At 45.5% G+C, this 24,726-nt stretch carries 22 protein-coding genes and 1 tRNA gene; 12 read left to right on the top strand and 11 right to left on the bottom strand.

Translation table 11 applies throughout. From position 1 onward, the window contains the following. Positions 1-43: 43 nt before the first annotated feature. On the bottom strand, positions 44-1,906 hold the full coding sequence (locus MUY27_RS06870) for a CocE/NonD family hydrolase (protein WP_245129252.1): 1,863 nt from the start codon (positions 1,904-1,906) through the stop codon (positions 44-46). 187 nt (positions 1,907-2,093) lie between these two features. Between MUY27_RS06870 and MUY27_RS06865 the strand changes: the two genes are divergently transcribed. After that, positions 2,094-2,912, top strand: a complete 819-nt coding sequence (locus tag MUY27_RS06865; protein ID WP_245129251.1) for a BRO family protein — start codon at positions 2,094-2,096, stop codon at positions 2,910-2,912. A 465-nt stretch (positions 2,913-3,377) separates the two neighbouring features. On the opposite strand, the gene MUY27_RS06860 is transcribed toward MUY27_RS06865, so the two are convergent. The 3 genes from MUY27_RS06860 to atpD form a co-directional block, all read right to left on the bottom strand. Then, on the bottom strand, positions 3,378-4,568 hold the full coding sequence (locus MUY27_RS06860) for a phosphoglycerate kinase (protein WP_245129250.1): 1,191 nt from the start codon (positions 4,566-4,568) through the stop codon (positions 3,378-3,380). A 221-nt stretch (positions 4,569-4,789) separates the two neighbouring features. Then, a complete protein-coding gene (gene atpC / locus MUY27_RS06855; RefSeq protein ID WP_245129249.1) occupies positions 4,790-5,038 on the bottom strand; it encodes an ATP synthase F1 subunit epsilon in 249 nt (82 codons plus the stop codon). Between the two features lie 157 nt (positions 5,039-5,195). Further along, positions 5,196-6,701: a F0F1 ATP synthase subunit beta gene (gene atpD / locus MUY27_RS06850; protein ID WP_245129248.1), complete on the bottom strand. Its 1,506-nt coding sequence runs from the start codon at positions 6,699-6,701 to the stop codon at positions 5,196-5,198. A gap of 222 nt (positions 6,702-6,923) precedes the next feature. On the opposite strand from atpD, the gene MUY27_RS06845 reads away from it, so the two are divergent. Further along, a complete protein-coding gene (locus tag MUY27_RS06845; RefSeq protein WP_245129247.1) occupies positions 6,924-8,147 on the top strand; it encodes an OmpP1/FadL family transporter in 1,224 nt (407 codons plus the stop codon). 22 nt (positions 8,148-8,169) lie between these two features. Then, positions 8,170-9,501: an SGNH/GDSL hydrolase family protein gene (locus MUY27_RS06840; protein WP_245129246.1), complete on the top strand. Its 1,332-nt coding sequence runs from the start codon at positions 8,170-8,172 to the stop codon at positions 9,499-9,501. A gap of 205 nt (positions 9,502-9,706) precedes the next feature. Here MUY27_RS06840 and MUY27_RS06835 read toward each other — a convergent pair whose 3' ends face one another. Next, positions 9,707-10,687, bottom strand: coding sequence for an NAD(P)H-quinone oxidoreductase (locus MUY27_RS06835; RefSeq protein ID WP_245129245.1), 981 nt, complete (start codon positions 10,685-10,687; stop codon positions 9,707-9,709). Positions 10,688-10,690: 3 nt separating this feature from the next. Further along, positions 10,691-11,083, bottom strand: coding sequence for a VOC family protein (locus MUY27_RS06830; RefSeq protein WP_245129244.1), 393 nt, complete (start codon positions 11,081-11,083; stop codon positions 10,691-10,693). Positions 11,084-11,158: 75 nt separating this feature from the next. Here MUY27_RS06830 and MUY27_RS06825 point away from each other — a divergent pair, with 75 nt between their 5' ends. From MUY27_RS06825 to obgE, 5 genes are all read left to right on the top strand, one after another. After that, positions 11,159-11,620: a redoxin domain-containing protein gene (locus tag MUY27_RS06825; protein WP_245129243.1), complete on the top strand. Its 462-nt coding sequence runs from the start codon at positions 11,159-11,161 to the stop codon at positions 11,618-11,620. A 127-nt stretch (positions 11,621-11,747) separates the two neighbouring features. Further along, positions 11,748-13,349 (top strand): S8 family peptidase, encoded by a 1,602-nt coding sequence (locus tag MUY27_RS06820; protein ID WP_245129242.1) that lies wholly within the window; start codon positions 11,748-11,750, stop codon positions 13,347-13,349. A 149-nt stretch (positions 13,350-13,498) separates the two neighbouring features. Then, a tRNA-Arg gene (locus MUY27_RS06815) sits at positions 13,499-13,572 on the top strand. A gap of 61 nt (positions 13,573-13,633) precedes the next feature. Next, a complete protein-coding gene (locus MUY27_RS06810) occupies positions 13,634-14,203 on the top strand; it encodes an adenylate kinase (RefSeq protein WP_245129241.1) in 570 nt (189 codons plus the stop codon). A 198-nt stretch (positions 14,204-14,401) separates the two neighbouring features. Then, positions 14,402-15,406, top strand: a complete 1,005-nt coding sequence (obgE, locus tag MUY27_RS06805) for a GTPase ObgE (RefSeq protein ID WP_245129240.1) — start codon at positions 14,402-14,404, stop codon at positions 15,404-15,406. On the opposite strand, the gene MUY27_RS06800 is transcribed toward obgE, so the two are convergent. Continuing rightward, positions 15,403-16,977, bottom strand: a complete 1,575-nt coding sequence (locus MUY27_RS06800; RefSeq protein WP_245129239.1) for a hypothetical protein — start codon at positions 16,975-16,977, stop codon at positions 15,403-15,405. The two genes, obgE and MUY27_RS06800, sit on opposite strands and share 4 nt — an antisense overlap. Positions 16,978-17,092: 115 nt before the next feature. Between MUY27_RS06800 and gap the strand changes: the two genes are divergently transcribed. Both gap and MUY27_RS06790 read left to right on the top strand, forming a co-directional pair. Then, positions 17,093-18,103, top strand: a complete 1,011-nt coding sequence (gene gap / locus MUY27_RS06795) for a type I glyceraldehyde-3-phosphate dehydrogenase (protein WP_245129238.1) — start codon at positions 17,093-17,095, stop codon at positions 18,101-18,103. Next, positions 18,100-18,534 carry a GNAT family N-acetyltransferase gene (locus MUY27_RS06790; RefSeq protein ID WP_245129237.1) on the top strand — a complete coding sequence of 145 codons (435 nt, stop codon included), beginning with the start codon at positions 18,100-18,102 and terminating at the stop codon, positions 18,532-18,534. Before gap ends, MUY27_RS06790 begins: the two co-directional genes overlap by 4 nt. Before the next feature lie 315 nt (positions 18,535-18,849). Here MUY27_RS06790 and MUY27_RS06785 read toward each other — a convergent pair whose 3' ends face one another. The 3 genes from MUY27_RS06785 to purU all read right to left on the bottom strand — a co-directional run bounded on the left by MUY27_RS06785 (position 18,850) and on the right by purU (position 20,863). Then, positions 18,850-19,296 (bottom strand): GNAT family N-acetyltransferase, encoded by a 447-nt coding sequence (locus tag MUY27_RS06785; protein ID WP_245129236.1) that lies wholly within the window; start codon positions 19,294-19,296, stop codon positions 18,850-18,852. 3 nt (positions 19,297-19,299) lie between these two features. Continuing rightward, complete coding sequence (locus tag MUY27_RS06780; protein ID WP_245129235.1) at positions 19,300-19,950, bottom strand: YceH family protein; 651 nt, start codon at positions 19,948-19,950, stop codon at positions 19,300-19,302. Between the two features lie 85 nt (positions 19,951-20,035). Then, positions 20,036-20,863 (bottom strand): formyltetrahydrofolate deformylase, encoded by an 828-nt coding sequence (gene purU / locus MUY27_RS06775; RefSeq protein WP_245129234.1) that lies wholly within the window; start codon positions 20,861-20,863, stop codon positions 20,036-20,038. A gap of 80 nt (positions 20,864-20,943) precedes the next feature. Between purU and MUY27_RS06770 the strand changes: the two genes are divergently transcribed. Beyond that, a complete protein-coding gene (locus MUY27_RS06770) occupies positions 20,944-21,363 on the top strand; it encodes a hypothetical protein (protein ID WP_245129233.1) in 420 nt (139 codons plus the stop codon). A 21-nt stretch (positions 21,364-21,384) separates the two neighbouring features. Here MUY27_RS06770 and MUY27_RS06765 read toward each other — a convergent pair whose 3' ends face one another. Continuing rightward, positions 21,385-22,041 (bottom strand): metal-dependent transcriptional regulator, encoded by a 657-nt coding sequence (locus MUY27_RS06765; RefSeq protein ID WP_245129232.1) that lies wholly within the window; start codon positions 22,039-22,041, stop codon positions 21,385-21,387. 100 nt (positions 22,042-22,141) lie between these two features. On the opposite strand from MUY27_RS06765, the gene MUY27_RS06760 reads away from it, so the two are divergent. Beyond that, positions 22,142-24,604 (top strand): TonB-dependent receptor, encoded by a 2,463-nt coding sequence (locus MUY27_RS06760; RefSeq protein WP_245129231.1) that lies wholly within the window; start codon positions 22,142-22,144, stop codon positions 24,602-24,604. Positions 24,605-24,726: the final 122 nt, after the last annotated feature.

Raw genomic sequence — 24,726 nt, 5'->3', positions numbered from 1 at the left:
GAAAAAGCCGCTTCCAAGTATTCTGAGAAGCGGCTTTTTATTGCTATTGTATCACCCTTACTTTTAAAAAGCTGGGGTATTGCTTAGAGGTGTATATCTTATGTGTTTCCTTTTGAAAATCCTGCTCACCGGCTTTCATAATATTGGTAAACTTCTGCGGGTTGCGGTCTACCAGTGGGAACCAGGTGCTTTGTACCTGCACCATTATCCGATGGCCCTTTTTAAAGGTGTGCAGGATATCCTGAAGTTCGAAATTTACTGGTGTTACCTTTCCGGGTACAAAAGGTTCGGGTTTTGAAATGTTATTCCGGTACTTCCCACGCATGGCTTCGCTACGAACCATTTGCTGATAACCGGCCATATTTACTTCCTTGGCCGACCAACGGTTATTTTTAGCGGTGTCCGGGTAAACATCTATTACCTTTACAATCCAGTCAGCATCGGTACCTGTAGTCGATACCTTTAAATTCGCCCAGATATTACCGGCAATGGTCATGTCTTCTTTCAGCACATCGCTTTGCCAGCTCAGCACGTCAGGACGTGAGGTGACAAAACGTTGATCGGCCGTCATGTAATCGCGGTCCATATCCATGCTTTTCCGGTTCAGGAAAGGAACAGGATTCGACGGATCGGACACAAATTCTTTAACAGCGTTTTTATCAGTTGAAGGTGCTGCAAAGCCTAATTTGCCACCAGGTAGCAGGTACAGGTTCTTTTCCTTTGCTTCAGGCGCGGGCCAGGTATTATAAGTTTTCCATTGATTCACACCGGTTTGAAAAACCGAAACTTTAGGCAGATCTAAGGGCGAACCTTTAAGATAATGTTGGAAGAAAGCGAATTCGATCTTCTCCCTGTAATATGGCGCAGTATTCTGCTCAAAATCTACATCGCCGAGGTGATCACCGTTACCGCGCGACCAACCCCCATGTACCCATGGGCCCATTGCAAAATAAACGGGCGTATTGGGGTTGTTTTTAACTAAGGTTTTGTAAGTATTGATTGCGCCATACAAATCTTCGGCATCGTACCAGCCGCCGGTTACCAGGGTTGGCGTTTTAATATCATGCAAATGATACAACACGTTGCGGTCTTTCCAATGCTGGTCATAGTCCGGGTGTTCCAGCATTTCGTTCCAAAGCCTGATGGTATCCTTATAATACTTATCGTTGGTATTTTTCATCGGCCCCATCTTCATAAAAAAGTCGTAGCCGTCTTCTGTTCCCGGATCAAACACTTTACCCCTGCGTTGGGTTGGTTTATCATCCTGGCGGTTGGTAAAGCCCGGATAGAAGCCAAAGTTGGCTACCAGGAAGAAAGCGCCATTATGCCAGCCGTCATCTCGCCAAAGGTCTGCAATGGGTGCCTGTGGCGAAGCGGCTGCGAGCGCAGGGTGACGGCTCAGTAATGCCGTTGTGGTGTAGAAACCCGGATAAGATATTCCCCAAACACCTACCTTGCCATTGTTATTCGGAATGTTCTTGATCAACCAGTCGATGGTGTCATAGGTGTCCGTGCCTTCGTCCACATCTTTGTTGGTAGCGTGCGTTTCTTTCTCCGGCGTCATTTCCTCGTAGATACCCTCACTCATCCAGCGGCCGCGTACATCCTGGTAAACAAAGATGTAGCCATCGTGCAGGAACAGGGGAGAAGGACCTAATGAAGTCTTGTATTTATCGGTGCCATAAGGTGCCACACTATAACAGGTGCGATCCATCATGATGGGGTACTGCTTGCTATGGTCTTTGGGTACATACACCGAGGTAAATAGCTTCTTACCATCCCGCATGGGTATCTGGTACTCAAACTTTTCGTAGTTATCCTTCACATACTGGGCATCGGCAGAACCGGGTTGTGCAAAGGCGAAGGCAGAAATTAATAAGAATAAAACGGAGAGGAGTTTACGCATAGGGAAAGTTTTAAGTCGAATATAAGAAAAAAGCAGAACCAAAGCCACGCGCTGAAAAGTATGAGGGAAAGGTAAAGTTCGACGGGACTTTACACAAATTATAAAAATGGCTGTGGAAACAAAAACAGATCAAAAAAAAGCAAAATAGTTGCTAAGATTATGGTTATTTTTGCGTATATTTAAAGTAATGACAGATAGCAAGGATCACCCACAGGAAACAAGCCAATCTCTCTCTTTTGAAGATTTTAGCCACCAAAATGGAATAACTTATTGGTGGGCTAGTGATTTTATGAAGATGATGGGATATCCTACTTTACAAGCATTTACAAAGCCTATTAACAGGGCTATGACCGCTTGCCTGTCAATAAATATTGATTGCCACGACAATTTTATAAAAGCCGAAAGGATAGTAGATGGCAATCATATTACAGACTATAAGCTTACTCGCTTCGCATGCTATATGATAGCAATGAACGGCGATACAAAAAAGCCGGAGGTAGCGGCAGCGCAAGTATATTTTGCAAAACAGGCAGAACAAATAAACTTAATGCTTTCCGGCGCTAATGATGTAGAGCGTTTACTTACACGTGAAGAGATTAAGGACGGCAACAAGTCTTTAACTTCTACAGCGAAAGCATCCGGAGTTGTAAATTACGCCTTTTTTATGGATGCTGGATATAGGGGACTGTATAACACAGGCATCAAAAAGCTTACGGCTAAAAAAGGCATTAAGCCAACAGAAAATCTTTACGATTATATGGGCAAAACTGAGTTGTCCGCAAATCTGTTTAGAATAGCACTAACAGAAGAGAAGCTAAAACAACTTAACATCTTCAATGAAAACCATGCTATTCAAGTACATAACAAAGTTGGATCTGATATAAGAAAAATGGTAAAAGAGAATACCGGGTTAAACCCTGAAGATTTACCAGTTGAGAGGCGACTTGGCGATGTCACTAAAGAATTAAAGCGGGCTAACAAGCAGCTAAACAATAAGAAGAAATAAAAAAGCCTCATTAGAGGCTTTTTTTATCACCATCCTTGTCCCAACTTATATATAGTTACCCCAAAGAGAGGGGAGTTATATAGTCATAAGGTTTAACTACACCATCGCGCGCATTTGTAATGCGTGCGAGTGCAAAAGAAGTAGGAAAGGAAAACTTGTCGGTGGACCTCTCCCTAATCCTCTTCAAAAGGAGAGCGAATTTAACGTCCCTCCGTCTTTGTAATGCGTGCGAGTGCAGAGGTCCTACGCCGAATGCGAGTTCAGGTTACTGCCATTTTTATGGCGGTAATACTGACCTAAAAGTTAGAAAACCTATGGCAGGCCGGTAAATGTGGCGAACGTGGCAGGCATGGCCGACTGGCTTTTGCCAGCCAGTCACCATGTTTAGCGAGATATGCATGAAATAGAAAGGCTCTTCTGAGAAATCAGAAGAGCCTTTCAAACGTATTAAAAGTAAAATTTAAATTATTCGTTGATGGCTTTAACGCCTGGCAGTTCTTTACCTTCCATGTATTCTAACAACGCACCACCACCGGTAGACACGTAGCTTACATCGTTAGTAAGGCCGAATTTAGCTACTGCAGCAGCAGAGTCGCCACCACCGATCAGCGTAAAGGCGCCATTCTGTGTTGCTTTAACTACTGCATCAGCTACCGCTTTAGTACCCTTGTCAAAGCTTTCCATCTCGAATACCCCCATCGGGCCGTTCCATAAAACGGTTTTAGATTCTTCGATCACTTTAGCAAAAGCAGCGCGGGTTTCCGGGCCGATGTCCAGGCCTTGCCAGTCGTCAGGGATATTATCAGTCGGCGCTACGCCTGTTTTCGCGTCGTTGTTAAAGTCGTCTGCAATAATAGTATCAGTTGGCAGCAACAGGTTCACGCCTTTTGCTTTAGCTTTTTCTAATAAGTTCAACGCCAGGTCTTGCTTATCAGCCTCCAATAATGATTTACCAATGGTACCACCTTGTGCTTTAGCGAAGGTATAAGCCATACCGCCACCAATGATCAGGTTATCTACCTTCTCCAGCAAACGCTCGATCAGTTCAATCTTGTCTGATACCTTCGCACCGCCCATAATGGCAGTAAAAGGTTTTGCTGCGCCGTTCAGTACTTTTTCGGCATTGGCTAATTCGCCGGCCATCAGGTAGCCAAAGTATTTGGCGTTCGGGAAAAACTGTGCGATAATGGCGGTAGAGGCATGTGCGCGGTGTGCGGTACCGAAAGCATCGTTCACATAAACATCGCCCAATTGAGCCAGTTTTTCTGCGAAAGCTGTATCGCCTTTTTCTTCCTCTTTATAGAAACGAAGGTTTTCCAGCAGCAGCACTTCGCCCGGGTGTAAGTTCTTAGCCTTATCGATCGCTTCCTGACCGATGCAGTCATTAGCGAACTCTACCTGCTGGCCTAATAGGTCTGACAGGTGCTTTACCACGTGTTTCAGTGAATATTTATCTGTCGGGCCGTCTTTTGGTCTGCCCAGGTGCGACATCAGGATCACTGCACCGCCTTCTTTCAAAATCTTTTGAATAGTTGGCAAAGCCGCAGTCATACGGTTATCGTCGGTAATATTAAAGTCTGCATCAAGGGGCACATTGAAGTCTACGCGGATCAGCGCTTTTTTGCCCGAAAAATTTACTTGATCTATTGTTTTCATTTTATGTGTTGGTAAAGTAAATCGCCCCAAATCTGGTAAATAAATCTGTAATTGGAAACGGATAAATGAAAAAGGTGTTTAAAATACACAAAGAAGCTTGTCGCGCTCGTTATTCGCGTTTAAACTCAATATAGTATCATGAAGGACTCATCCCCGCTTTAAACAAGAAAAGCCTTCCTGGCGTACCAGAAAGGCTTTCTTACAGAAAATATTTCTATGGCTTAACGGTGGGTAATGCCTTCGGCAAGTACCATCACTTTGTTGTTAAGCACTTCAACCACACCACCCTTAATTAAAAATACATCGTGTTTACCTGCAGCGCGAACAGTAAGTTTACCGTCTTCGAGCGTAGAGATGATCGGTGCGTGGTTGTTTAATATTTCAAACGAACCCATAGTGCCGGGTACGGTAACCGAGGTTACTTCGCCTTCGTACACTTTATTATCGGGAGTTAAGATTTCTAATAGCATTTGTTTGAGAGTCAAGAGCCAAGAATCAAGAATCAAGAGCACTTTTCAGTTACTTTGATCTTTGATTCTTTGCTCTATTTAAACTTATGTTTTAAAGTCCGGAATAAAAGCGTGACTTATGTCCTGGCTCTTGATTCTTGACTCTTGTTTCTATTAATTAAGCGTTGGCTTCCGCTAATAGTTTTTTACCTTTTTCGATAGCGTCTTCAATGCTACCTACCAGGTTGAAAGCAGCTTCCGGATACTGGTCAACTTCGCCGTCCATAATCATGTTGAAGCCTTTGATGGTTTCTTTAATGTCAACCAGTACGCCTTTCAAGCCGGTGAACTGCTCGGCAACGTGGAATGGCTGAGATAAGAAACGCTGAACACGACGGGCGCGGCTTACAGTTAACTTATCTTCTTCAGAAAGCTCGTCCATACCAAGGATAGCGATGATGTCCTGAAGTTCTTTATAACGCTGCAGGATCTCTTTTACGCGTTGAGCAGTGTTGTAGTGCTCGTCGCCAAGAACAGCAGGGCTTAAAATACGTGAGGTAGAATCCAGAGGGTCAACCGCAGGATAGATACCTAACTCAGAAATTTTACGTGAAAGTACGGTAGTTGCGTCCAAGTGGGCGAAAGTTGTAGCCGGCGCAGGGTCGGTTAAGTCATCTGCAGGTACGTATACTGCCTGTACAGAGGTAATAGAACCACGTTTGGTTGAAGTAATACGCTCTTGCATCATACCCATCTCGGTAGCCAGGGTTGGCTGGTAACCTACCGCTGAAGGCATACGGCCTAACAACGCAGATACTTCAGAACCTGCCTGGGTGAAACGGAAGATGTTATCGATGAAGAACAGGATGTCGCGGCCTTTGCCTTCGCCATCACCGTCGCGGAAATATTCAGCAATGGTTAAACCAGAAAGGGCAACGCGTGCACGTGCACCCGGCGGCTCGTTCATTTGTCCGAACACGAAGGTCGCTTTAGAGTCTTTCAGTACTTCTTTGTCTACTTTAGAAAGATCCCATCCGCCTTGCTCCATAGAGTGCATAAATTCTTCACCGTAAGTGATAATGCCAGACTCGATCATCTCGCGCAGTAAGTCGTTACCTTCGCGGGTACGCTCACCTACACCGGCAAACACTGATAAACCAGAGTATGCTTTTGCGATGTTGTTGATCAGTTCCTGGATTAATACAGTTTTACCTACACCGGCACCACCAAACAGACCGATTTTGCCACCTTTTGCATAAGGTTCTAACAAGTCGATTACCTTGATACCGGTAAACAATACTTCTGTTTCGGTAGAAAGATCCTCAAATCTTGGAGGGGTGTTGTGGATAGGGCGACCGTTGGTGGTATCTAATTGGTTGATACCGTCAATAGCTTCACCAACTACGTTAAATACACGGCCTTTGATATCTTCACCGATAGGCATTCTGATCGGCGATGCTAAATCAACAACCGGCATTCCCCGTAACAAACCATCTGTAGAGTCCATCGCGATAGCCCGCACACGGTCTTCACCTAAGTGCTGTTGTACTTCTAAAACAACTTTTTGGCCGTTTTCGCGGGTGATCTCCAACGCGTCGTAAATTCTGGGAAGATGTGCATCATCGCCAAAGCTTACGTCAACTACCGGACCGATGATCTGTGATATTTTTCCAATGTTTGGCATATATAACCTGGTAATTAAAAGAATTTAAAACTAACTCACTTACAGTGCGCTACTTGCGCAGTATAAATTTAGAGCGCAAAGTTAACTTTTGTAACGGATTTTTTAAATACCTAATCCAAAGATTTTTGAGTTAAATTTTTTTACAAATTGTTAAGAAATATTAACACTAATTGGTTAGGTTTGTCACCCAATTTTTAAACAACTCCCCCTAATTATCAATGTATGAGAAGAATTCTACTTTTTTTAGTGACTTTTCTGCCTGTAGCGACATTTGCCCAGGGTTTCCAGGTGAACCTTGCGGGGCAAAAGCAAATAGGCATGGGGCATACCGGTACCGGCCTGGCGCAAGATGGTGCTTCGGTATTTTTTAACCCCGGTGCGGTAGCCATGCTGTCGCAAAACTCTATCCAGGCGGGTATCAGTCCGCTGTTATTTAAATCGGCATTCAACCCTGCCGGAACAAACGATATTTATCGTACCTCAAACGAAGTAGGCACCCCGTTTTCTGCATACGCGGTTTGGGGACCAAAAGCTTCTTTCTGGAAAGTTGGCCTGGGTGTTTATACGCCATTCGGCGGCCTCACCAACTGGGGTAATAACTGGGAAGGTAAATACGTGGTGGAAAGCCTTAATCTGAAGGCTATTTACTTCCAGCCAACCATCAGTATTAAACTGGCTGATTTTATCAGTATCGGTGGTGGTTTTGTGTATAACCACGGCGAAGTTGATCTGAGCCGCGCCATCCCGCTTGCCAATGCCAGCGGACAAGATGGCCAGGCAGAACTGAAAGGCTCTGGCAAAGGTTACGGATGGAATGCAGGTGTTTATGTAAAAACCGAATCAGGCGTTACCGTAGGGCTTTCGTACCGTTCTAAGGTGAAAACTACTATCAACAATGGTGATGCCTTTTTTACCGTTCCGGGTTCACTGCAAGCCAGTTTCCCTCAGCCAAACACCTTTTCGGCAAGCTTACCACTGCCAGCAACAACCACATTGGGTTTAGGCTTTTATCCGTCAAAGAAATGGACTGTTGCCTTTGATGCCAACCTGGTTTCGTGGCATGTTTACAAAGCGCTGGAGTTTGATTATGCGAAAAACACTTCGGCACTACAGGATACTTATTCACCCAGGCAATATCGTGATGCGTTTAGCCTTAGAGCCGGTACGGAATACCGCCCGGTAAATAAATGGGCCATCCGTGCGGGGGGCGGTGTAGCTTCTGCTGCTGCACGCAACGGTTATGTAACTCCTGAAGTGCCGGATGCCAAGCGCTACTACCTGACAGGCGGTCTTGGTTATACTTTGGCAAACAGGTTAGACCTGGATCTGTCGTTCGAGTTTGAACATTTGTTCGCACGTAAGCAAACCAATATTGAAAGCCAGCTTTCGGGCACTTTCAGATCAAACGTTTACATCCCCGGCGTTTCACTTTCTTACCACTGGTAGTACTTAAAGATCGAAAATCATCATGAATAAGATTAAAAATATATTTCTTGCAGCTGCTGCCGTTTCGGCTTTTGCTGCTTGTAAAACTGAAGTTAAAACCACTGAGCCTACCCATGGCTCTGCTGATTTTAGCCGCTACGTTGCCGTTGGTAACTCACTTACCGCTGGTTATGCCGACGGTGGTTTATACCTGGATGGGCAGCAGAACTCTTACCCTTCCATCATTGCCAAACAAATGCAGGGTGCGGGCGGCGGGACTTTTACCCAGCCGTTGTTCAGTGCAGACCAGGCTAATGGCTCTGGCTATATAACCCTCACCGGGTTCGACCAAAACGGCTCGCCTGTTACAGCACCGGTAACTAGTAACCTGGCCATAAGAGGCGTGGTGAATATTCCGAGTTTTGGCAATGTAACTACCTATACCAAATACACCGGCGATATCAATAACTACGGCGTTCCCGGCATTAAGTTATTGCACATTACGCTGAATACTTACGGTAACCTTAACGGCTATTTCGAACGCTTGCTTCCGGGCAATGCGGGAACCAATACCACCAGTTACCTCGATTTCGTAACTGCCAAGCCTTTTACATTCTTTACGAACTGGTTAGGTAATAACGACGCTTTAGGCTATGCTACATCTGGCGGTGCAGGTGATGTGCTGACTGATAAAGCCACATTTGCACAATTATACACCTTATTGCTTACCCGCATGACGGCTAACGGCGCTAAAGGTGTTTGTGCAACCATTCCGGATGTTACCTCTATCCCTTACTTTAACACCGTAACTCCGGCTTTAATACTGGCGAACGTGCAGAAAGCTAACCCCGCTGCCCAGGCCATTTATATCAACGCGAAAAGTAACGCAGATCCAACAGGTACGGCTTATGCAGCGCGCCCGGCTACTGCAAACGACTTGATCACGCTTACCTTCCCAACGTCAAAGATCGGTCAGCCGGTTGCCTCTGCAGGTAACCTGCCTTATGGCTTAACGCCACTTACCCCGATTGATAACCAATACGTGCTGGATGCCAATGAGGTAGCTATAGTGAAAGATTACGTAACGTATTACAATAACACCATTAAATCGGTAGCGGCATCAAAAGGTATTGCCGTGGCAGACATGTATACCTTCTTTAATGATATTGCTAAAAATGGCCTGGTGGTAGATGGTGTCAATTTGAATGCAAAGTTCATCAGTGGTGGCTTGTTCTCTCTTGACGGTGTCCACCTTACGCCAAGGGGGTATGCCATTGTGGCGAACCAATTCATCAAGGCATTAAATGCTCAGTACAATGCAACCGTTCCGCTGGCAAACGTTGCACAATACCGCAGCGTAAAATTCCCGAATTAAGTTTGTCATTGTTCTTAGTCATTATTTCATTGGGGCACCGGTGATTGACTGCAGACTAAGAAGCTTACTAAAATATAGCAGAGCCACCTTCGGGTGGTTTTTTTCGTTTTGAGTTATATAGTAAGCAAGAATATTAAAGACGAATAACCAAAGACAAATGACTCAATGATGAATGACCAATGAAATAATGACAAATGACTAGATATTAAAACGTCAGCACGATCTTCCCGATATGCTTGCTGCTTTCCATCAGGGCATGGGCTTCTGCGGCTTGCGCGGCAGGGAAGGTTTCATAAACTACCGGGCGGATCGCGTTCGAGGCCAGCAGCGGCCATACCTTTTCTTCCAGGTTGCGGGCAATGGCTGCTTTGAAATCCACATCGCGGTTACGGAGTGTCGAGCCAGTGATGGTTAGTCGCTTCCGCATTACTAAAGACAGATCTACCTGTACATCTTTGCCTTTCATGGTATTGATCAAAACCAACCTTCCGTCTTCAGCAAGCAGTTGCAGGTTGTCGGCCGTGTAATTACCGCCGATCATGTCCAGTATCACGTTTACACCTTTGTTCGCCGTAGCTTCAGTTAATACCTCCTTAAAGTTTTGGGTGTTATAGTTGACCGCTTTATTTGCGCCGATATGCTCACAAAAGGTGCATTTCTCATCGCTGCCCGCCGTGGTGTAGACGGTACTTCCCAACGCTTTGGCCAGTTGTATCGCCGTTACCCCAATACCGCTGCTGCCGCCATGTACCAGCAGGCTTTCCCCGGGCTGCAGTTGGCCGCGGTCGAACACGTTGCTCCACACGGTAAAGAATGTTTCGGGGAGCGAAGCTGCTTCAATCATCGTCAGGTTGGTGGGGACGGGTAAACACTGCCCTTCCGGCGCGGTACAATACTCTGCATAACCGCCGCCGCTTACCAGGGCGCAAACTTGGTCGCCAACCTTCCAACGGGTTACTTTGCTGCCCACTACTGCAACGGTACCGGCAATGTCTAACCCTGGTATGTCAACAGGGGCGCCAGCAGGGGGAGGGTAGTTGCCTTTGCGCTGGGCTACGTCCGGGCGATTGATGGCAGCGGCGGCTACTTTAATCAGCACCTCATGTTCTGCAGGGAGAGGTTTGGGGCGTTCCTGCAATTGCAAAACTTCCGGTCCGCCGGGTTGCGTTATAATTACTGCTTTCATTCGTTATTCATTTGGTTGGATCAAATCCCAAAGGTTGCCATACAGGTCTTCAAAAACAGCTACTACGCCGTAAGGTTCCTGTTTCGGCTCCCGCACGAATTTGATTCCATTATTTTTATACAGTTGATAATCTCTTTGGAAATTATCTGTTTCCAGGAACAAAAAAACTCTGCCTCCGGTTTGGTTACCCACACGGCTTTGCTGTTGGTCGTCCGCCGCCTTTGCCAGCAACAGGCAGAAGTTTGCATCCGGGGTGGGGGCTATACGCACCCATCGCTTGTTTTCCGTAAGCGGCGTATCTTCTACCAGTTTAAATCCCAGCCTGGAGGTGTAAAAGTTAATGGCTTCGTCATAATCGTGCACCACCAGGCTGATGAGGTTTATTCTTCTGTTCATTTTATCTATCTTTCGACGCTTTATATCGTAACCGATCTTATAAACGTTAAGTATTTAAAATTACTAATTCAATCCATGGCATTACAAACAGGACAACCAGCACCGCAATTTACCCTGGTATCATCAGAACTGAAAGAAGTTTCCTTGGCAGACTTTAAGGGCAAGAAAGTAGTTATCCACTTTTTTCCGATGGCGTTTACCGGTGTATGCACCACACAGCTATGCACCATGCGCGATAGCTTTGGTTATTACGACGGGCTGAATGCTCAAATTTTAGGGATCTCTGTCGATTCGCCTTTTACCCTGGCCAAGTTTAAAGAAGAGAATAACTACCAATTCCCGCTGCTGTCAGACTTTAATAAAGAAGTTTCTACCGCATACGGTGCCATTTATAACGAGTTTGTGTTCGGGCTGAAAGGCGTTTCTAAACGTGCTGCTTTTGTAATTGACGAAGAGCAGAACGTGATCTACGCCGAAGTACTGGAATCAGCAGGCGACCTGCCAAACTTCGAAGCAATTGCCGAAATTGTAAAATAAACAACATAAAATTTGAAAAAGCACCTGTTTTAATCTTTAGCAGATTACAGGTGCTTTTGTATTTCAAAGGCATGCTGTATACTTGATACTTTACCATACCTGCTTAATTTCGTTAACCGCAAAAGTTTTGAATATTACTCCTTCGCTAAAAAAAGTCATTGGCCTCTGCCTGCCGCTGCTGTTTTCCATTTCTGCTATCGCCCAGCCCGTCCGACCAAAAGCCAACTGGCAAAACCTGGACTTGCAGGCCGATGGCATGTTTGGCATCAGCACAGAAAAGGCTTATAACGAATTACTGAAAGATAAAAAGCCGGTACCGGTGATTGTGGCCGTGCTGGATGGTGGTGTTGATATTAATCATGAAGACCTGAAAAACGTGATTTGGGTTAACACAAAAGAAATAGCGGGGAATGGCATAGATGATGACCATAATGGTTATGCCGACGACGTGAACGGATGGAATTTCTTAGGGTCGAAAAAGGGGAATGTAGAGTTTGATAACCTGGAGATTACCCGCATCCTGAAAAAAGACTGGTATAAGTATGCCTACGCTGATACGACTAAACTTAGCAAAGACGAGCTAGCTAAGTATCACCAGCAGCAAAAGCTTTCGCGCGAGCTGAACGATAAGCTGGAAGATGCCCGTAAGAACCTCGATCTTTATACGAAGGTAAAAACAGTATATGAGCGTGTCTTTAAAAAAATAGGCAAGCAGGAACCGACTTTAGAAGACTTTGCCGATTTTATTCCCGACAACCCCATGGAAGCGCAGGTTAAGATGGTGACCATGCGCGAATTGCCCAAGGCAAAGAACTTTAAGGAATTCTATGCGCAATCTATTATAGACCCCATTAAATTCTGTAATGAGGAAATTAATTACCACCTTAACCTGGATTATGATTCGCGCGATATTGTTGGCGATGATTATAACAACAGCAACGAACATTACTATGGCAACCCTACCGTAAACGGGCCGACTACCACGCACGGGACGCATGTGGCCGGGATTATCGGCGCGAGCCGCGATAACGGCATCGGTGTTAAGGGTGTGGCAAACAACGTACAGATCATGTCTGTCAATTGTGTACCCAACGGCGACGAACGAGATAAAGACATTGCCAACGCCATCAGGTATGCGGTGGATAATGGCGCCAAAGTGATTAACATGAGTTTCGGCAGGCCTTATTGCACAGATAAGGCAGTGGTAGATGAAGCCATTAAATACGCCATGAGCAAAGATGTGTTACTGGTGCATGCAGCGGGTAACGACAATGAAGACCTGGATAAGAAAGCAAATTATCCTACCCCGTTTTACAACGATGGGGGCCATGCGGATGCTTGGTTAACGGTAGGTGCATCCGGATTCAGGGATGATCAAACCTTAAAGGCCGACTTTTCCAATTATGGCAAGCAAACCGTGGATGTTTTTGCACCGGGGATAAAGATCAATTCTACCGTTCCGGGTTCTGCTTATGTAGAATATGGGGGAACCAGCATGGCTTCGCCTGTAGTGGCCGGGTTAGCGGCGCTTATCCGCTCGTATTATCCGAAACTAACTGCCGTACAGGTAAAAGAGATTATCATAGCTTCTGTTGTAAAGGTGAATCACAACGTGGATATCGAACGGAAGGGTAAAATAAAGCACATCGCTTTTGCTGATCTTTGCCGTACCGGCGGTATTGTAAACGCGTATCAGGCATTGAAATTGGCAGAAAGCCGCGCAAATTAGTATGCAGATTTAAAGGATGTTAAATATCTTTTTCAGAAAAAACATTAAATTTTTTTTGGAGTTGTTTCGCAACTTTCAAATAAATTACTACTTTTGCATTCCCTTTCGGAAGCGACGCCACGGCAGAACAACTGAAAGATTTAAGGTCCGGACTTGTAGCTTAATTGGATAGAGCATCTGACTACGGATCAGAAGGTTAGGGGTTCGACTCCCTTCAAGTCCACATTAAAAATTAAGCCTTTCCGTCTATGTGCAGAAAGGCTTTTTAACTTTTAGATCAACGCATGCTAAACTTGGTATTGTTTGGCCCTCCCGGAGCCGGCAAGGGAACACAATCGCAAAACATCATCGAAAAGTTCGGTCTGATACACCTCTCAACCGGTGATCTTCTCCGTAGCGAAATTGCAAACGGTACAGCGCTTGGCCTGGAGGCTAAGAAACTGATGGATCAGGGCCTGCTTGTTCCGGATGAAGTGGTAATCGGGATGATCAGCAATAAGCTGGACAGCAACAAAGACGCCAAAGGTTTTATTTTCGATGGTTTCCCGCGTACCGTAGCACAAGCAGAAGCGCTTGATACTTTATTAGAAAGCAAAGGTTCTAAAATTTCGTGCATGATCGCCCTGGAGGTGAATGACGAGGAACTGGAGCATCGCCTTTTATTACGCGGTCAAAGCTCTGGCCGTCCGGACGATGCAAACCCGGATGTGATCCGCAAACGCATCCGCGAATACAATGAGAAAACCGCTCCGGTGGCAGACTTCTATAAAGCGCAGCATAAATTTACCAGCATTAACGGCATTGGTTCTATCGAAGAAATTTTTGATAGCATCTGCAAGGTTATTGAGAAATAACAGCTGTTAAGTTTTAAAAATACGATGCCGCTTATAACGGCAAATAAGACCTCTAAAACTATGTTTAGGGGTTTTTAGTTTAATAAAGGAGTTTGTTTAACAAAGACAGGCTTCGAAATCCGAAATTAAAAAGTTGATTCGTGTCAGAGATCAGGGTAAATCCGAAATTGAAGATTCGAAATCCGAAATTAAAAAGATATGTCTCAGGGTTCAAATTTTGTTGATTATGTAAAAATCTGCTGCCGTTCTGGTAAAGGCGGGGCAGGTTCTGCGCATTTACACCGCGATAAGCATACAGCAAAAGGCGGCCCGGATGGCGGCGACGGCGGTCGCGGCGGACATGTGATTGTTAAAGGAAACGCGCAGTTATGGACACTGCTGCATTTGAAATACCGAAAGCACGTGATCGCAGGGGACGGAGAGTCTGGCGGCAGCGCCTTAAAAACCGGCAAGACCGGCCGCGACGAGATACTGGAAGTACCGTTGGGTACCATCGCCAAAAATGCCGAAACAAACGAGGTGATTTTCGAAATTACGCAGGATGGCGAAACCAAAATTCTTACAGATGGCGGTCGTGGCGGCTTAGGCAACTGGCACTTTAAATCGTCTACGCAGCAAACACCGCGCTTTGCCCAACCGGGCGAATCTGGTAAAGAAGAATGGAATATCCTGGAACTGAAGTTGCTGGCCGATGTAGGTCTGGTAGGATTTCCAAACGCGGGTAAATCTACTTTGCTTTCTGTAGTGTCTGCCGCGAAACCCGAAATTGCCGATTACGCTTTTACAACCATTGTTCCCAACTTGGGTATAGTTTCTTATCGCGACAATAAATCATTCGTGATGGCAGATATCCCTGGTATTATCGAAGGCGCTTCAAAGGGTAAGGGATTAGGTTTCCGTTTCCTTCGCCATATCGAGCGTAACTCAGTATTGTTGTTTATGATACCCGCCGATACCAACCGCACTATTAAACAGGAATACGAGATCCTGCTGAACGAACTGGAGGAGTATAACCCGGAACTGATGCACAAGCCACGTGTACTGGCCATTACCAAAACAGATCTGCTGGACGACGAATTACAGCAGGAAATGAAAGCCGAGATCCCTGCGCATATCCCGTCGGTGTTTATCTCTTCAATTGCGCAAAAAGGTATTTTAGAATTAAAAGACCTGCTTTGGAAAGAAATTAACCGAGCTGTTTAATCGGCGGAATACATGATGTAATCGCCGGTGATTTTCGTTTCCTTGAAGTTGTGATAGTCCTCAAAACACTTCAGGATAGTTTCAGCTCGTTTACCTTCACAATCTGCAGGTAGGAAAATATACAACGGTCCGCCGTGTCCGCAATGCAGGTTATCCATCAGGCTATACTTCAGGTCGACAGGTACAGGATCAATCGTGATATACCTGTTGTGCTCCACTTCAAGGCCCAGATCAGGGCTGGTGAATACAAATATCGCGTTGGTATGTGTACGGTCTAAGTTGATCAGTGTGTTCAGCGATTTCTGATCCAGGAATTGTTGGGTAATCCCACTTACTCCGTGCGAATTTTCATCCCTGTTCACGCGGTATCCCGTCGACACATATTTCAGGCTGGCTATTAATAAGCCAGCCCATAACAAGCCGAACAAAACGCGATAGCCAATCTTTAAGCGGCTCACCAGGTAGATCACACCAGGAATAAAGATCAGGCCGATGATGCGGAAGTGCCGGCCTTCATAAGAGATAGCCAGTTGCTTTAAATACGAATAGCCAAAGAACAATACCGCCGCCACGTAGAATACCGTAAGCAGTGTTTTGTAAGATTGATACGGTACTTTCTTTAATATGGCGATGAAGATCGCAACGCTAAGCGCGGCCAGCAGTACAATGATCAATACCGAAACAGCGTAGCTGAACATCGGCCCATCCGGGTGATAGAGCAAACCTAACGTAAGTTCGTCAATAGAAAATCCGGATAATAGCGGCGAAGCCAGCGGATAACCAAACGTTTCCCAAAGCAGCTTTAACGGGTTATTGCCGGAAGCAGGCGTCAACCCGCGCGAAAGGTAGCCCAGGTAAATTACGGCAACCGCAGCTACTGCCGGTATGCCCAGCCAAATGCCGTTTACGATCCATTTAACCGGCTTCTTTTCTGGTAAAGAAATGTTTATCCACAGAAAACATAGGGCCGCGCCAAACATCCACATGAAAGACGATTTACAGCAGAAGCCCATTAGCCCGCTTAGTAAAATAAAGAGCAGCAGCCGCCAGTCGTTCGCCTTGCTAAAGCTGAGACAGCCGTACAGGAACCAGCCCATAAAGCCAAACAACAGTACTTCGCCGCCATTGTAGAATACATAGGGCGACACATAAAAAAGCTGCGAGGCAATAAAAGCAATGCTGATTGCAGAAATATTGCGGGAAAAGCCTGCTTTTCTGAAGAAACTATAAAACCCAAGCAGGCCCAAAATTTCACATACCAAAATGGTAACCGCACTGGCCTGGCCGATATTTAAATGAAATAAGGTACGGAAAACGTAAGGTACCAGGTATTGCCCCGGCGACCACCAGCTGAGGAATTCGGCGTAATTTTCGTTGATATCCTGCTGGTCTGGTACCACCTTCATATTAAAACCGTGCCCGTGTTCCATGGCTTTCATTACCTGGAAGCCCCAACTTGGGTCGGGGAAAATGGCCATCGGTCGCAGGTAAGTGACAATGCCTGCGATCAGCGTAAGTAAGATCAGCAGGGTAAGTACAATACGCGGAAGTTGTTTTTCAGTCAGTGTCATTCATCCGGGGTTAGATGGTTGCAAAATTAAAATAATTATTGATGGAGCGCGGATGACATACCGCCCCCGTCAAGTTTATGCTTTTTACTTAGCTTTGCAGCCTTATTTTATTGCCATGAGGATAGCTATTAACGGGTTCGGTCGTATCGGCCGTATCTTCCTTCGAAACATCCTGGCAAAGCCCGGTATTACGGTTGTTGCCATTAATGATATTACAGATACCGCCACACTGGCGCATCTGTTTAAATATGATAGCGTACACCGTGGTTTTAAGGGTACCGTTACCCATGATGAACAAAATCTGTTCATCAACGGCGAGCAGATACAGGTGCTGAATGAGCGCGAGCCATCTAACCTGCCATGGAAAGAATTAGCGATAGACCTGGTGATTGAATCGACCGGAAAGTATGCCTCTTTAGCAGGAGGGCAATTGCATTTGCAGGCCGGTGCCAAGCAGGTGATCCTTTCTGCGCCGGGCGGAAAAGAGGTACCTACCGTGGTATTAGGGGTTAACGATCAGGAGATAGATCTTGCTGCGCCGGTTCTTTCCAACGCATCCTGCACCACCAACAACGTAGCTGCAATGGTAAATATATTGGACGACCATTGGGGCGTGATGGAAGGCTACATTACCACCGTCCATTCTATGACAGGCGACCAGAACCTGCACGATGCGCCGCATAAAGATTTACGCCGTGCCCGTGCGGCTTCGGCATCTATTATTCCTACCACTACGGGTGCAGCTAAAGCCATTACCACGATATTCCCGCATTTGGAAGGCAAACTTGGCGGCGCCGGGATTCGCGTCCCCGTTTTAAATGGTTCACTTACAGATTTTACCTGCCGGTTGAAAAAAGACGCCACTGTTGAAGAAATTAACGCGGCGTTTAAGGCTGCTGCTGAAAATGAAATGAAAACGGTACTCGAATACACGGAAGACCCCATTGTGTCGACCGATATTCTTGATAACCCGCATAGCTGTATTTTTGATGCACAACTTACCTCGGTAGTAGGCGGACTAACCAAGGTTGTGGGCTGGTATGATAACGAGTGGGGCTATTCGAGCAGGCTGGCAGATTTGGTTGAACGGATAAGGGATTCAAGAATAGATAGGCAAGAAGCATGATAAAATTTATAACCGCCGACGACGTATTACCTGTTCGTAACGAAGTGTTACGCGAAGGGAAACTTATGCTTGATGAGTGCCGGTGGGCAGGCGATACGGACGAAGGTTCTTTTCACCTGGGTTACTTTGCCGGCGAGCAGTTGGCTTGCATTGCTTCCTTTTACATTAAAGGTTATGGGAACTTCGAAGGCCTGGGTTACCAATTGCGCGGAATGGCTACCATAGAAAGCCATCGCGGAAAAGGAATCGGCAATCAACTTGTAAATTTCGCCATCACTTATCTGCGTGGCCAAAAGGCAAATTACATCTGGTGTAATGCGCGTAAAAAAGCAGCCACCTTTTACCTTAACCTTGGATTCGAAATTATCTCCGACGAATTTGATATACCGGGCATCGGCCCGCATTACGTAATGTATGTGAAGATACAGTAAAGCGGAAAGGTTGATATAGTCGCTTTTATCTTAAGACAAAGTGTTCAAAAATCAAGCCGACGTTAGAAAAAGAAAACTATAGCAACGAACAAACGTGAGCGTTCCAAATTGTTGTATTCTGGGGAGGACCTCTCCCTAACCCTCTCCAACGGAGAGGGAAAAAAAGTCCTCCCTATCGGGGAGGATTTAGGAGGGGTTAAACTACGTTGCCAGCGACGAGCTTAATTTAGTTGCGTTATTTTAACGGCTTAAAGAAAGTAGCTAATGGCCGATTTAGCAAGTTATAAGTATTACGGCTGTCTCAACCCTATCCTTTTATATCGTATAATTATAGAATTTAAAGCCGCTTTCTTTAAAGCCTATCTTTTCGTAAAGCAACTGCGCCGGGTTATCTTTCGCTGTGCTTAGCGATATTCTTACACAACCTGCATATTTCGCTTCCTCTATAGATCTATTGATTAGAAGCCGGGCAATTCCCTGGTTTCTTTCCTCTTCCAGTACATACAGGTCGTTCAGGATAAAAACCTTTTTCAACGAAGCAGAAGAAAAAGTTGGGAAAAGCTGGGTGAACCCAACAATTGCGCTGTTTTTTCTGGCTAAAAATATGATCGACTCCTGTTGCTGTATGCGCTCCTTTAGAAAATCAATCGCAGCCTCTTTGTCATGAGGCATTCCGTAAAAACTTCTATAGAGCGAGAAGATCACCTCTAAATCTGCGAGATCGGCGATGGTCGCAATGGTAATTTCAATATTTTCTGCCATTGCTTATCCTAACAACTCCTTCAACAGCTTATCCATTTGCTCGCGCAGTAGCGCTACTTCTGTTTCTAACTGGACTACGCGCGTTTCCAAGCCAGAGTTGTTTCCTGGTCTTTCTACCGGTTCATCGTCCTCAGGTATTTCAAGGCTTTCGCCTAAAAGGTGCATATAGCGCGCCTCTTTCTGCCCCGGTCGTTTCGGTAATTGAAGAATATAAGGTTGCTCTTCGCTGCTTAATTTGTTCAGCGTTTGTTGCAGGTCTTCCAGCGTTTCAAATTCATATAGCCTACCAGAGTTTGTATTTAACTCGCCAGGGGTTTGCGGCCCGCGGAGTAGCAGCAGGCAAATAATTGCCAGTTCTGAAGGGATTAGCGGGTATACGATCGCAAAATTGTGCTTGTACTTAGTCGCCCGGCTCGACCCGCCTGTTGCTGTCGAGATCAGTCCTTTGCGTTTTAGGGTGTCCAGTGTTTTAATTACGGTATCCTCATCATAATCTACCACCGGTTTCCGTGCGGACTTCTGGTTGCACGCGGCTACCAGTGCGTTCAACGTCATGGGGTAATAATCGGGTGTGGTACGGCTTTTTTCCATCAGCGCACCCAGTACACGTATTTCTTCGCTATTTAATTTAGGTAAAGCAGGTATTTCTTCCAATTTCTTAAATCTTAATAATTCCTGAAGCAACGAGGCTTCGCATTCAAATATAGGTTAATCTGCAAATACAGATGATCAATCATCATCAGTCAAAAACTACCGTTTTGTTCTGGAATACCAGTACACGGTCGTCAAACACCAGTTGTAATGCCCTTGCCAGTACAGCAGTTTCTATTTCCTTTCCCGCTTTAGTCAGGTCGGTTACATTCAGCGCATGGTTGATAGGGATGATCTGCTGGGTGATGATCGGCCCTTCGTCCAGTTGATTGGTCACGAAATGTGCCGTCGCACCGATCAGTTTTACGCCGCGTTCATAGGCTTGGCGATAAGGGTTGGCTCCGATAAAGGCAGGAAGGAACGAGTGATGGATGTTGATGATCTGTAAAGGATAGCTGGCAACAAAATCAGGTGAAAGTATCCGCATAAATTTGGCCAGTACCAGGTAATCTGGCTGGTAGTTGTCGATGGCCTGTTTAATTTCTTCTTCAAATACTGGTTTTTCCTTCCCTTCATGGCTGATGTGGTAGAAGGGGACGTCAAAGCGTCGGCAAACGTCGGCCAGTACGTCGTAATTGCCGATCACCGCCTGTACCTGTGCGCCAAGTGTACTGAAGTAATTCCTGATCAGGATATCGGCCAGGCAATGGTATTCTTTGGTCACCAGGACAACGATTTTCTTTTCCGGAAGTGGGTTAATGGCAATTTCTGCATCGTCAGGCAAGACGTGCTGAAGCTCCTGTTTTAATGCATTGGCATCGGCGGTGGGTTCTACATTCAGGCGGATGAAAAAGCGGTTGTTGCTTTTATCCACATGCTCGCCCAGGGAAACAATATTAAGCGCAAACCTGGCCATTACATTAGTAATGCCCGCAACAAGGCCCACCTGGTCTTTGCATTGAATAATAATAATCATGTGGGGATGAAGATATTAAATACTTACAAATGCTTGTAGCGCTTTTTGTAAAACCCGCGTATGAATAATAAACCTTAAAGATGAAAACCTATTTCTTTCTACTTATCGCTATAGTATTATTTGCCGGTTGCCATAAAAACGAAACTAAGCCGGTAGTCGCTTGCGAGCCGATGGCCTGTACCCTCAACTTTGCGAGTGTAACGGTAAAATTCTTAGATAAGGACGGGAACGCCACAGCTGTAACTGATTTTACATCGGTAAATGCGCGTACCAAAACGAAGGTACCTTACTCAGGGGCTAATCAAGGATATGTAGGATATTATACCGTAGCGAATGATTCTAACCTGAAAGATATCGCCCAGGATGGCGACGTAGTCATCGTAACGGCAAAAAATCCGGCTTCAGGCCAAACGCTTTCAACCACTTTTAAAATCGCCGGAGGGTGCCGTTGCCATATTGAAAAATTATCCGGCCCTGCCGAGGTTCAATTCACCAAATGAAACACCATATTTCGGATTGCATTAAATCCTGATCAGAATATTTTCACCGAATTTACTGGAAACAGCAGTCTCGTTTTCGTTATTAATACCTAGTATAATAGAATCATCAAAAGAAATCTTCTCTTTCACTTCCAGAACAGTGCCGATACTAATGTTCAGTTTATGAAGGTATCGGAGAAACTCTGCACTGGTGTCCCTAACTGCGGCCACACGGCAAACCGTGCCGACCGGTGCAGCTGATAGCGTTAGGGTATAGCTTTCCGGCATTTTACCATTCGCTTTAGGGATAGGGTCGCCGTGAGGGTCATACTCCGGGAACCCCAGAAACTTATCCAACCGGTCTGCCAGGGTATCATCGCTGATATGTTCCAGTTCTTCAGCGATGTCATGGATTTCGTCCCAGCGATAACCTAGTTTATCCAGCAGGAAAACTTCCCAAAGCCGGTGCTTGCGGACAACCAAAGTTGCCACATCAGCGCCTTTCTTAGTTAGGTTGATACCCTTACGCTTATCATAACTGATCAGCTGTTTATCGGTCAGCTTCTTGATCATGTCAATTACCGACGCCGGATTATTATTCAACTGTTCGGCGACGGCTGTCGGGGTAATCTTTTTATCGCCTTGTTGCGATAGCCGGTAAATCGCCTTCAGGTAGTTCTCTTCAGATAAAGTCTGCATTCGAAATTTTAATTCCTTACAAACATAAACATTGTTTACTTTGTAGAATAAAATTAGGTATACCTAATTTTATTAATATTGTTAATCTTAAAAAATGTTTATGGTTATTCATTTACGTTTGGTGTTGCTTGTTTTGTTTCTTTTTGCTAATAGTAACGTTTTATGGGCTCAGTACTTAGAAATTGCCGGAGTTATCCTGGATAAGCAAACTAACCAGCCCATTGCTTTTGGTACCGTCGCGGTAAAAGGGCATCCGCACGGAACCACAACCGAAAGTAAGGGAAGGTTTAGCTTAAAGTTGACGGAGCAGGCTTTTAACTCTGTGCTAATAGCGTCTTGTATTGGTTATCGTTCAGATACATTAAAGCTCATGCGCGAAAAGAAATTCTATACCCTTAAACTTGAACCTGTAAAAAGCCATCTTAATGAAGTGGTGGTTACCGGCGTATCGCGGGCAACGCTGGCAAGAGAAAACCCCATCCCGGTGGTAGGGGTATCCACTAAAAAGATAGAACAGGCTGCTGAAAGTAACATCGTAGATGTATTGGTAAAAAGCGTTCCGGGCTTGAATGCCGTTAAAACCGGGCCGAATATCTCCAAACCATTTATCCGCGGCTTGGGGTATAACAGGGTGCTTACCTTATATGACGGTATACGGCAGGAAGGGCAGCAGTGGGGAGACGAGCATGGGATAGAAGTAGATGCCTATCACATTGTCCGGGCAGAAGTGGTTAAAGGGCCATCAAGTTTGATCTATGGTTCTGATGCGCTGGCAGGGGTGGTGGGTTTAATTCCCGCTGGCGTTGCCGATAGTGGTTTGCGCGGCAAATATTTTGGCGAATACCAGAGCAACAACGGGCTTATCGGTAACGGGATGCGTTTAACTTACCGTTCGGGAAGGTGGAGCTACGTTGCGGCTGCTTCTTACCGCATAGCAAGAAATTATACTAACCAGATCGACGGGCGGGTTTATAATACCGGCTTCAGGGAGATGAATGCGTTGGGTACTGTTAAGTATAGCTCCGCAAAAGGTTATTCCTCTCTCAACCTTACCTTATATAATAACCTTCAGGGCATACCCGATGGCAGCCGTGATTCACTTGCCCGCCGGTTTACCTACCAGGTAGCAGAAGGCGCAGCAGATGATGTGACGAAACGGCCAATCGTCCCGGAAAATATCCTGAACAGTTATCAGCTGAGTCCGCTGCATCAGCATATTCAACATTACCGTGTTTATACTAAAAACCAATATTCGATAGGGGCAGGGGATATCGATTTCTCAGTGGCCTTTCAGCAGAATATCCGCCGCGAGTATAATCACCCAACGCAACCAGATCAGGCCGGCATGTATGTGAGGCTGAACACCGTCAATTATGCCTTTAATTATAACGTCCCGCTCTTTAACAATACCATGCTTTCGACGGGAATCAATGGGATGTACCAGGATAATAAAAGCAAAGATGCAACCGACTTCCCGATCCCGGATTACCGTTTGTTCGATGCCGGGGCGTATGCCTTTTTAAAATGGAGCTATGAGCGATGGACGGTAGGCGGAGGCCTGAGATACGATCAACGCTTTTTACGCGGTAAAGATTTTTATACAGCCACCGATCCTGTAACGGGTTTTAGTCGCCGTGTGGCTGGAAATATAAATAATGCTTACCTGCAATTCCCTACGATCGATCAGCAATTCAACGGCGTTTCTTTAAGCCTGGGTACTACCTATAAAGTAAGCGAGCAACTGAGCCTGAAGGCTAATATCGCCCGTGGTTACCGTGCGCCAAGTATTACGGAATATGCGTCAAACGGATTAGACCCCGGTGCGCACATTGTCTACCTGGGTAACCGCAGCTTCGAGCCCGAGTTTTCTTTGCAGGAAGACCTGGGGGGCGAGTTCTCCAACCAATACGTATCGGCTTCTTTAAGTGTATTCAATAATAACATAACTAATTACATCTATCTTACCCAGCTTACAGATGCCTCTGGTAACTCCATCACCGATGCGCAGGGTAACAAAACCTACCAATACCAGCAATCTCGGGCACAATTATATGGCCTGGAAGCTACGCTAAGTATCATTCCCGAGGGAATGGCAGGCTTTTCCTTTGATAATGCTTTTACTATCAATTATGGGTTCAACAGAAGCGTGCGTTATAAAGGGGCAGGTATACAGGGCGAGTTTCTCCCACTTATTCCCCCTTTTCGTTTGCTTAGTAGTATTCAGCAGGAGTTTAAGCTAAAACAGGGGTGGGTTAATTCTTTTAAGTTTAAAGCAGAAGCTGATTTTAACGGCGCTCAAAACCGTTTTTTGGCTTTAAATAATACCGAGACAGCCACGGCAGGTTATACGCTGATCGATTTATCAGCCGGTGCAGAAATACGTTATACCAGGCAACATTGCCTACAGCTGATGTTGCAGGTCAATAACATTTTTGATACACCGTACCAATCTCATTTAAACCGCCTTAAGTATTTCGAATACTATAGTCAGTCGCCAAACGGACGCACCGGAATTTATAATATGGGCCGTAATATATGCTTAAAGGCCGTTTTGCCTTTTTAAAAAGTATTGAATAAACCTAAGTACAAGCCTCACTGTGGGAAACGGTGGGGCTTTTCTGTTTAGTTAAAATTGTTGAAAACTTTTTGGTGGGAAAAAGTGGTACAAAGTGGAAAATGTGTTTT

Origin of the sequence: Mucilaginibacter straminoryzae (genome assembly GCF_022953055.1) — a bacterium.
Lineage (GTDB): Bacteria > Bacteroidota > Bacteroidia > Sphingobacteriales > Sphingobacteriaceae > Mucilaginibacter > Mucilaginibacter straminoryzae.
The sequence above is the reverse complement of the archived record's forward strand: the minus strand, read 5'-3'. Positions and strand labels throughout refer to the sequence as shown.

Coding starts and splice junctions, on each gene's coding strand:
- MUY27_RS06870 (WP_245129252.1), bottom strand. CDS start 1,906: ATGCGTAAACTCCTCTCCGTTTTATTCTTATTAATTTCTGCCTTCGCC.
- MUY27_RS06865 (WP_245129251.1), top strand. CDS start 2,094: ATGACAGATAGCAAGGATCACCCACAGGAAACAAGCCAATCTCTCTCT.
- MUY27_RS06860 (WP_245129250.1), bottom strand. CDS start 4,568: ATGAAAACAATAGATCAAGTAAATTTTTCGGGCAAAAAAGCGCTGATC.
- atpC (WP_245129249.1), bottom strand. CDS start 5,038: ATGCTATTAGAAATCTTAACTCCCGATAATAAAGTGTACGAAGGCGAA.
- atpD (WP_245129248.1), bottom strand. CDS start 6,701: ATGCCAAACATTGGAAAAATATCACAGATCATCGGTCCGGTAGTTGAC.
- MUY27_RS06845 (WP_245129247.1), top strand. CDS start 6,924: ATGAGAAGAATTCTACTTTTTTTAGTGACTTTTCTGCCTGTAGCGACA.
- MUY27_RS06840 (WP_245129246.1), top strand. CDS start 8,170: ATGAATAAGATTAAAAATATATTTCTTGCAGCTGCTGCCGTTTCGGCT.
- MUY27_RS06835 (WP_245129245.1), bottom strand. CDS start 10,687: ATGAAAGCAGTAATTATAACGCAACCCGGCGGACCGGAAGTTTTGCAA.
- MUY27_RS06830 (WP_245129244.1), bottom strand. CDS start 11,083: ATGAACAGAAGAATAAACCTCATCAGCCTGGTGGTGCACGATTATGAC.
- MUY27_RS06825 (WP_245129243.1), top strand. CDS start 11,159: ATGGCATTACAAACAGGACAACCAGCACCGCAATTTACCCTGGTATCA.
- MUY27_RS06810 (WP_245129241.1), top strand. CDS start 13,634: ATGCTAAACTTGGTATTGTTTGGCCCTCCCGGAGCCGGCAAGGGAACA.
- obgE (WP_245129240.1), top strand. CDS start 14,402: ATGTCTCAGGGTTCAAATTTTGTTGATTATGTAAAAATCTGCTGCCGT.
- MUY27_RS06800 (WP_245129239.1), bottom strand. CDS start 16,977: ATGACACTGACTGAAAAACAACTTCCGCGTATTGTACTTACCCTGCTG.
- gap (WP_245129238.1), top strand. CDS start 17,093: ATGAGGATAGCTATTAACGGGTTCGGTCGTATCGGCCGTATCTTCCTT.
- MUY27_RS06790 (WP_245129237.1), top strand. CDS start 18,100: ATGATAAAATTTATAACCGCCGACGACGTATTACCTGTTCGTAACGAA.
- MUY27_RS06785 (WP_245129236.1), bottom strand. CDS start 19,296: ATGGCAGAAAATATTGAAATTACCATTGCGACCATCGCCGATCTCGCA.
- purU (WP_245129234.1), bottom strand. CDS start 20,863: ATGATTATTATTATTCAATGCAAAGACCAGGTGGGCCTTGTTGCGGGC.
- MUY27_RS06770 (WP_245129233.1), top strand. CDS start 20,944: ATGAAAACCTATTTCTTTCTACTTATCGCTATAGTATTATTTGCCGGT.
- MUY27_RS06765 (WP_245129232.1), bottom strand. CDS start 22,041: ATGCAGACTTTATCTGAAGAGAACTACCTGAAGGCGATTTACCGGCTA.
- MUY27_RS06760 (WP_245129231.1), top strand. CDS start 22,142: ATGGTTATTCATTTACGTTTGGTGTTGCTTGTTTTGTTTCTTTTTGCT.